This window comes from Paenibacillus sp. J22FR5 (genome assembly GCF_059691975.1).
This window is the reverse complement of sequence record NZ_JCAUAN010000051.1, coordinates 20833-27407: the sequence shown is the minus strand read 5'-3', so window position 1 is coordinate 27407 and position 6575 is coordinate 20833. Positions and strand designations below refer to the sequence as shown.

The 6575-nt window shown below is 42.4% G+C and carries 8 protein-coding genes and 1 rRNA gene; 1 reads left to right on the top strand and 8 read right to left on the bottom strand.

The window, feature by feature from the left end:
* A 16S ribosomal RNA gene (locus AC58P7_RS32400) occupies positions 1-61 on the bottom strand; the annotation flags it as partial.
* A 387-nt stretch (positions 62-448) separates the two neighbouring features.
* Positions 449-1318 (bottom strand): nucleotidyltransferase-like protein, encoded by an 870-nt coding sequence (locus AC58P7_RS32395; RefSeq protein WP_497350200.1) that lies wholly within the window; start codon positions 1316-1318, stop codon positions 449-451.
* Positions 1319-1441: 123 nt separating this feature from the next.
* On the opposite strand from AC58P7_RS32395, the gene AC58P7_RS32390 reads away from it, so the two are divergent.
* A complete protein-coding gene (locus AC58P7_RS32390; RefSeq protein WP_497350199.1) occupies positions 1442-1846 on the top strand; it encodes a YgzB family protein in 405 nt (134 codons plus the stop codon).
* 68 nt (positions 1847-1914) lie between these two features.
* On the opposite strand, the gene AC58P7_RS32385 is transcribed toward AC58P7_RS32390, so the two are convergent.
* From AC58P7_RS32385 to AC58P7_RS32360, 6 genes are all read right to left on the bottom strand, one after another.
* Positions 1915-3618: a glycosyl hydrolase family 18 protein gene (locus AC58P7_RS32385; protein WP_497350198.1), complete on the bottom strand. Its 1704-nt coding sequence runs from the start codon at positions 3616-3618 to the stop codon at positions 1915-1917.
* Between the two features lie 119 nt (positions 3619-3737).
* Positions 3738-4172, bottom strand: coding sequence for a peroxide-responsive transcriptional repressor PerR (gene perR, locus AC58P7_RS32380; protein ID WP_497273175.1), 435 nt, complete (start codon positions 4170-4172; stop codon positions 3738-3740).
* Between the two features lie 101 nt (positions 4173-4273).
* A complete protein-coding gene (locus tag AC58P7_RS32375) occupies positions 4274-4858 on the bottom strand; it encodes a hypothetical protein (protein ID WP_497350197.1) in 585 nt (194 codons plus the stop codon).
* Between the two features lie 26 nt (positions 4859-4884).
* Positions 4885-5196 (bottom strand): hypothetical protein, encoded by a 312-nt coding sequence (locus AC58P7_RS32370; protein WP_497350196.1) that lies wholly within the window; start codon positions 5194-5196, stop codon positions 4885-4887.
* Positions 5147-5749, bottom strand: coding sequence for an RNA polymerase sigma factor (locus AC58P7_RS32365; protein ID WP_497350195.1), 603 nt, complete (start codon positions 5747-5749; stop codon positions 5147-5149). Before AC58P7_RS32365 ends, AC58P7_RS32370 begins: the two co-directional genes overlap by 50 nt.
* Before the next feature lie 58 nt (positions 5750-5807).
* Positions 5808-6515, bottom strand: coding sequence for an MgtC/SapB family protein (locus tag AC58P7_RS32360; RefSeq protein ID WP_497350194.1), 708 nt, complete (start codon positions 6513-6515; stop codon positions 5808-5810).
* Positions 6516-6575: the final 60 nt, after the last annotated feature.

Below are 6575 nucleotides of genomic sequence, written 5' to 3'. Positions count from 1 at the left end.
CTTGCATGTATTAGGCACGCCGCCAGCGTTCGTCCTGAGCCAGGATCAAACTCTCCATAATAGTGGACAATTGCTTGTCCGTATATCTGAAAGCTTAATTGCTCATTTGCGCTGCTAGCGAGATTTTGCAATCTCTTTTTTGAACGATTTCTCGTTCGTGCTTACTCACTCGTTGTTCAGTTTTCAAAGATCAATTTCTTTCTTTTTCTTCGCCATCCGTTTAGCGGCGACTTTTATAATATATCACATCCGAAACATTCAATGCAAGCTTTTTTTATTTTTCTTTTTTTCCAACTTCGCTTGCCTGATGTAACTCGATGGCTTCAAATGCGTTACCGTTTTTAGCGGCGAGAGTTAATTTATCATAGAATCGCAATCAAAGTCAAGCATTAAAATGAGAATAAAAAAAGAACCAGGTAAACACCTGATTCATAAAGGTTTTAAATCGTTATATACTTGTGTACCTTAGCTCGATTTCTGAGGTTTGCTCATCAATGATAACAGCTACTTCTTTGATCAAACCTTTTTTGACTAGTTTATTGAGCAAAAGAGGAAGCTCCGACTTCACTTCAACTAACTGTGCGTGCTGTTGAAGCTCATCCGAGCTAAGCGGCTGCTCATTTTCCTTGAGGATTTGAAAAAACGCCTCACAACAGCGCTCCATTTTGGACATAACCGAAAACTCGCAAGCAAGTAACACGAGCTGAACCCTCTGTTTCAAGGTTTCTTTACTCATCGTCAATTCTTCATATAGCTTATATACACCTGGATTAATGGCACGAATCTGTCTCCAGACGGTGATTTCAGGATGATATCCATCTTCCACAATGACAATTCGGGCCCAGTGATGAAGCGCCTCAAGAATGTTGTTATAAGCATCTAAAATATGATCATCGAGTATATATTCTTTGCTTTGCAAATATTTACGCAAGAAATGTGAAAATTCAATAAGCAGTTTATGCTCGCGTAAGTCCCCGGGAAACTCTAGTATTCGATGGCGCAGGCCTTCTAAATAAGTGTTCTGATCCAGAAGTATCTCCCCTTTTAACAGCCAGTGAAGAATATTGCGATTAATCCCGTGCCTGATCCATTGCTCCATAGATGTAGGATCTATCCATCTTTCTTGTATCCGTGAATCGTCTCTTATATAATTAGTGGTATGATTGTTCAGGCTCAGGTCGTTCGTTACTATCAAAAGTAGCGTATCAAAACCATCTGTCAGTGAGGGAAGTTGCTTAGGATTGTCTACCGCCATGACACTAACGATTCTAGGGTCATTCCGGAACTTAAGCAATAACTGCTCTTTATTAATTCCCATGGGTCTCCAAAGCTCCTGTCTCCAATTGTTTATTACTTATTTCTACAAGGGTGAACGGGTTTCCTGCTGAATTCTGTGACAATTCATACAAAACATGAGCTATAGAACTGGGGAGGAAAAAAAGTGCGATTTAGATCAAGTAAAGTAAATGAATTCCGCTTGTGGGGTCTTGTCATGACCATGGGGGGGATGCTGCTTATGATCATAGGGCTTGCTGGTGTCGTTTTCGATTGGGGACAAGTCGGGCGAGTCATTGCCGTCATCTTCATGATTTTAGGAATGATTAGTGTGTTGGTAAGCATGGGTATTTACTTCTGGGCGGGTATGCTTTCCACATCAGCAACGGTAATCGATTGCCCAGAGTGCGGCAGAAGAACGAAAATGCTAGGCAAAACAGATCGCTGCATGTTCTGTAAAACCATCCTTACGATTGATCCACAATATGAGCCGGTTGGTGAAAACGAAACAGCTGCCACACAATCAGCTCAATTCGAGCCGAGTCGAGAACATGAGCATAAGCCTCATTAATACAAAGAAAGCCGAGCCCACATTCTGGGTTCGGCTTTCTTTGTATTAATGAATAAGTGCGGGGTACATCATGGTTGTACAGTTGGTAAAGCATCCTTAGTGACTGGCCATATTGCTGGCTTTTCAAAGCCTCTTCGCCAAGAGGCTACGCCAGCGAGATCATACTTTTCAACCAATGCTAACCTCGCCTTGATTGAAATTTCATCCTCCAACCAGATTCGAATCAGCTTATTGCCATCTTGATATTCCACATAATTTTGGCCGGTATCTGCTAAGAACGTTGGCGTAAGATTCTTCTCCTTAATGATTGTCTGCGCAGCTTCCATTGTTAACGTTTTGGAGGTTGCGGTTAACTTACCATTCTTCGTTTCTTCGGTCCACTGCCGCGTATAGAATGGTACTCCGAGGACAAGCTTAGATGGCGGAACTTTATCCGTCGTCAGAAGCGTTGTAACGGACCTTTCCACCCACGGTAATGAAGATACGGATCCAGACTTAGGACTGGTCGCCCAGTACTCGTCATAGGCCATCAACATCATGTAATCGACCACTTCAGCTAAAGCAGGACGATCATAAAACATGGACCACATTTCATTGGTCGATTTAGGAGTTACATCAATAGAAACCGATAAGCCTTGCTCGTGCATAAAAGGAGTCAATTCGCGCACGAATTGAACGAGGTTCTCTTTATCTTTGAGATACACATTTTCAAAATCAATATTGATACCCTGGAGCTTATAGGTTTGAGCGAAGCCAAGCAGCTGCTTAATCATTTTCATACGAAGATCATAGCTTGCTAATACCTTGTTGGTGCGATCTGCATCGAAACCGTTACTAAACAACGCCCATACTTGATAGTTGTGATCGTGGGCCCATTTGACATAGGAGGCATCAGCTAGATTACTTAATCGCCCCTCATTATCTGCGACAGAGAACCATGTCGGACTAATCACTTGAAGTCCTGGCATCTCACCGATCTTGGAGGTGTCAGGATTCTTGGAGATGACATGTTCCCATGTCATGTTTAGTTTCCCTGTAATCGGTTTCCACGGGACGTATGCTGACGACGATTGCGATTGTATTGGAATGGTCTCTTCATGATCCTCCGTTAACTCACTCTTACGAACGAAACCGATTGGTCCACTCTCTTGCTGCACTTTGTACCAATTTTCTTCGCTACCTAAAATCATAACCTGCTCATTTACAGCAATCGTTGATATAATCGGAGCTTTAATTGTAGCGTCCGTTCGCAGTGGTGTCTCTTTCTTCCCCGTATGCTTCCCCCATTTAATAATATCACCTTGCTTAAATAGCAAAATCGCTCCTGTCTTAGCAGATTCGCGAATTTCGAAAGGATATAGTTGCCTTAAAGGTTCTATCGGGAGGTAGATGGTATCCTCCTTTTTCTCGACGGGAAAGGATAAGGAGATTGGTTTCTCATTCATCAGCGCTGAAAGCTCCGTTGTCTTCATTCTCATTACCTTGTCTTTTGTAGTGATGATAACGGAATCGCTGCTTTTTTCATATATAATAGTCGGATCGATCCATTTCTGAACAAGATCCAGCGGAAGCTTCAGTCCTTCTTTTTCGCCAATTGCACTCGAATGAAAATAATTCCCTTCATAAAAAATCGGTTTCGATAGCTCATGGTAGTCAGGATCAACATGTGTACGATTAGGCGCCAGCTGCTGAAAAAGGTATACCGCCGCGCCGGCTGCAAACATCCCTAAACAAAGGACACTAATCAGAATTATTTTTTTCGATGATTTCAAAGGTTCACTTCCTTTAAACAAATATAAAAAGAAAAAACGTGTCCGCTCTTCGCAAAAGAAGGGCTGAACACGTTTCATTATACAACAGGAAAGCACAAAATGAGGAATTCTGCATAAAGTTAATGCTTGGTAGTAACCGTGCAATCCGGACATACTCCGTAGACTTCCAGTCGATAACCGCCAACTTGGAATCCAGTATGCAACGCAGCTGTAGTCTCGATATCTGACAACGGGGGATATTCAAAATCAGAAATTTTCCCGCAAACCTCACAAACCGCATGATAGTGGTCTGTCATATCCGCATCAAAACGACTCGAGCTATCTCCGTAGGTAAGTTCACGAACAAGTCCCGATTCGATAAATACTTTAAGATTATTATAAACAGTCGCTACACTCATGTTAGGAAATTTCGATTCAAGAGACTTGTAAATATCATCCGCCGTCGGATGAGTCATGGAATCCAGCAAAAAGGAAAGAATCGCATACCGCTGGGGCGTCATCCGAACACCTGTTGTTTTCAACTTTGCTAAAGCCTGTTCTAAATGTGCTGCCATGGTACTCACCACCTGATGTTAGTCATTAAAACCTTACATTATATTGTACGTGTGTTCTTCGACTTTTGTCAATGATGGTTATGCAGTTCTTCTCTCAGGACTCATTTATTTTTTCGAGAATCAAATACGAACATAGCAACACCCGCAATGATAAGAATACAGGAACCCACAAAAGACCCCATGATATTGAAAAGTATGGAGAACCAATTCGGCTTATTACTAAGCATGAAAATCAACCCGCCAGCAACGATCAAGATAACACCCATGTTCGTCCCTTTCATCAACTTTTGAAGAGGATCGTTCATATCCATGTCGTGGGAATTAGCAGCAAAATCACCGAGTTCATGACGTCTATTCACATGATCCGTTAATTGAAGAGCGTCAAACAGATTATAAAAGTAAATGACGGGGATAAATAAGGCGAAAAGCGTAACTGTGGGTATACTTTTATCATGATTGTCTACTAAGGCTGTAATCGTAAAAATATCTAATATCAACAGCATCATGATAAATAAACCTCGCTGCATAAGACCTAGATAGAAATGTCCAGTTCCAGGAATAATGAAGGAAAGCACACCTGCAGCCCATTTTCGTTTTCTGGAAATCGGATAATAGGGCGCAAATGGTGGATAGGAAGGGTTTGTCGCGTAATCGGGGCTATACATATGATCTTTGTGAATATCCAAGGGAATGGCCTCCATTTCATTTGGGTTTAGAGATATTGGGATAGATTCTGAATATATCCGGTTAACTGAGAGATGCTTGATGCGATGTGTACGATTCGACCAATCATTCCTGACTGAATCAGAAAAACAGTTGCTGCAATGGCGATGGCTCCATTCATCCAGGGTCTATTCATGCTGCGTTGTTGATTTGCCGCAGGAGTCATCGACTTCTCAACGGTTCGTATTTGCTGCATAATGCGATCCGTCAGCATCGGACTAGGTTCCTCTAACGGCATCTCGTCCAACAGCTTATTCAGGTACTGCTTGAGCTCTATGTCGTCCTTGCGCCCCAGAGTCATGCACATTCACCTCCAACCATTTTTCTTTGAGCATCGCTTTTCCGCGGTAGAGTCTTGTTTCTAGCGTTTTGATAGGAAGACCTGTAATCTCGCTCATTTCTGAATACGATAGCTGTTTGAAATGATACAGCACCATTACAATCCGATACTTGTCCGGGAGACGAGAAAGTAAATCCTGCATTTGCGCTTGCTCATCCTTCCTGACAACCATTTCCTCCGGCTCTTCTCGGGTATCTGTAAACCATCCTTTCATTTTATCTAGCAGCGCTTCATAGGGCCTGCGTTTCTGCGAGCGTCTGAAGTCGGTTACGAGATTAGTCGTCATCCGATATAGCCACGTAGTAAGCTTGGCATCTCCGCGAAAATGACTCAGGGATCGAAACAGCTTCACAAAAACTTCCTGGGTTAAGTCTTCAGCAGTTTCCTTATGTCCTACCATTCGGTACACCAATGTAAAAATGTAGCTCTTATGGCGCTCCACGATAACGCGGTAGGCTTCGGTATGACCCTGACGGATCGCTTCAATTAATTGTTCATCCGTCATAGTGTCCATGCTAAACCCCCTTTTCCATCTGTACAAAAGCTTAGACGCTCGCCTGACAGCAATCCCTTCAATTTTTACTATTTTCGATAGCCACACCCGTGACCCCTTGAATTTGGTTCGTTTCTTCGAGCACTACACCAATGATAGATGGCTTAGAAATTGTAACATGAAACGTTATTTGAACATGATTCGGTTTACTACGATCTTCCGATTCTTCCAGTTTAATTTGCTTAATATCTATTTTACGTTTACCTAGAATGGTTGTAATGAGACCCAAAGTACCAGGTTGATCTATGGCTTGTATTTTTAAAATACGCACTTTTTTTCCATTAAAATATTTATGCTCCACTTTATTTAGAATCCACAAGGATATTAAAACCATAAAACAGACCAAGACGGCTGGATAATAAAAGCCCGCTCCAATCGCAAGACCAATTCCTGCAACAACCCAGAGTGAAGCCGCTGTCGTAAGTCCTGTGATCGATCTCCCATTAAACATAATCGTTCCAGCACCTAGAAAACCGATTCCACTAATGACTTGAGCTGCTAAACGAGAGGGATCAATTCGCACATTGACCTCATTCACGAAAGCACTGAAGCCATACATGGAAAGCAGCATCACGAGGGCAGAGCCAACACACACCAGAATATGCGTGCGAAGCCCTGCTGCATGAGAGCTAACCTCCCGTTCAAATCCAATTAAACCGCCGAGCAAAAGCGCTAAAACGAGTCTAATCGTGACGTGTAGTTGATCTATTACCCATGGATTCGCCATCGTGTAACCGCTCCCTTATTCATTCATTTTGAAATTTCCTACTGAAGGCAGTTCTGAAGT

Excerpts from the sequence above, each read along its gene's own strand:
- perR (WP_497273175.1), bottom strand. The coding sequence starts at position 4,172 with ATGGCAGCACATTTAGAACAGGCTTTAGCAAAGTTGAAAACAACAGGT.
- AC58P7_RS32395 (WP_497350200.1), bottom strand. The coding sequence starts at position 1,318 with ATGGGAATTAATAAAGAGCAGTTATTGCTTAAGTTCCGGAATGACCCT.
- AC58P7_RS32370 (WP_497350196.1), bottom strand. The coding sequence starts at position 5,196 with ATGACTCTGGGGCGCAAGGACGACATAGAGCTCAAGCAGTACCTGAAT.
- AC58P7_RS32365 (WP_497350195.1), bottom strand. The coding sequence starts at position 5,749 with ATGGACACTATGACGGATGAACAATTAATTGAAGCGATCCGTCAGGGT.
- AC58P7_RS32360 (WP_497350194.1), bottom strand. The coding sequence starts at position 6,515 with ATGGCGAATCCATGGGTAATAGATCAACTACACGTCACGATTAGACTC.